Consider the following 1363-nt stretch of genomic DNA (forward strand, 5'->3'; position numbering starts at 1 on the left):
CGCCCTCAGCCGGAGCCAAGATCAAAGAGCCAGCGCGCACCGTGGAGGTCGCATGCTTTCTTCGGTATTGCCTGTTCACCACCACAGACCAGTTGATCCTTATGGTGCAGCGCCGGATCGCCGATCTGTGGCGTCAGGCTGCCGCCGATGTCCCCGCTACCGTCAATTGGGCCGCAATGTACAAAACGCTGCTCGGCGAACTTGTTGCCTTGAGCGCGCAAGGTGCGGTGCCAGATGCTGAGTTGCGTGCCCGTCTTGAAGCCTTGATCACCGAAACCCAGAAACGCAAACCACCGAGCAGGGCCTCCCTGGTCCGCGAGGGATTGATTGATGGAATTCGCCCCGTGCGGTCGTTGCTCGTCGCCATTGCAAAGCTGCCCTGGCAGGCCACCGGCGAGCATCCTGCCATCGAGTACCTTGCCAAGCTGCAAGCTTTATATCTCAAAGGATCCAGAAAGCTGCCAGTTGAAGTGGTGGCACCAAGTCTGGGAATGATCTGGCAGGTTTCGATCTCCAGCCCAGACCGGGAACGGGCGTTTCAGGCGTTGGAGGTGGCCACCCTGTTTGCCCTGCGCCGCGCGGTGCGCAATGGCTCGGTCTGGATTGAGCACAGCCTGAGCTTTCGGGGTCGTGCGCGCTTGTTCTTCACGGACGAGCGTTGGCAGGCAGAGTCCAAGAAACACTATGCCCGTCTATCGTTACCCAGCAAGGCTGCCACTTTCTTGAAGCCTTTGCTGGCCAGAGTAACTGCCGGTGTCGATGCGGTGGCCGCTGCAGCCCGCAGTGGCGTACTGCGCGTGGATGATGAACTCCATTTGTCGCCATTGCCCGCAGAGGACGAAGACCCAGAAGTGACCAAGCTGCGCGCGGCTTTGGATCACCGCATCGGTGAGGTTCAATTGCCGGAAGTGATTCTGGCCGTTGACGCCCAGGTGCGCTTTAGCTGGATCATGCTCGGACGTGAGCCGCGCTCTACCGACGAGCTGCTGATGGTCTATGCCGGCATCATGGCCCACGGCACCAGTCTGACTGCGGTCGAATGCGCGCGCATGATTCCGCAATTGTCTGCCACCAGCATTCGCCAGGCCATGCGCTGGGCGCGGGACGAACGGCGTCTGAGCCAGGCCTGCCAGGCTGTGCTGGAATTCATGCAGCGACACCCGATTGCCGCCACCTGGGGGCGGTCCGATTTGGCATCTTCTGACATGATGAGCATGGAGACCACCAAACGGGTGTGGCAAGCCCGGCTTGATCCTCGGCGCAACACACCTTCCATTGGAATCTACTCCCATGTAAAAGACCGGTGGGGCATCTTCCATGCGCAGCCCTTTGTGCTCAATGAGCGCCAGGCGGGCGTGGCCAT

At 60.6% G+C, this 1363-nt stretch carries 1 pseudogene; it reads left to right on the forward strand.

Annotated features, from left to right (window positions below):
* Positions 1-1363, forward strand: a pseudogene (locus BN2503_RS18955) (Tn3-like element IS1071 family transposase); the annotation flags it as partial.

It is taken from the genome of Paenacidovorax caeni, assembly GCF_001298675.1.
Classification (GTDB): Bacteria; Pseudomonadota; Gammaproteobacteria; order Burkholderiales; family Burkholderiaceae_C; genus Paenacidovorax; species Paenacidovorax caeni.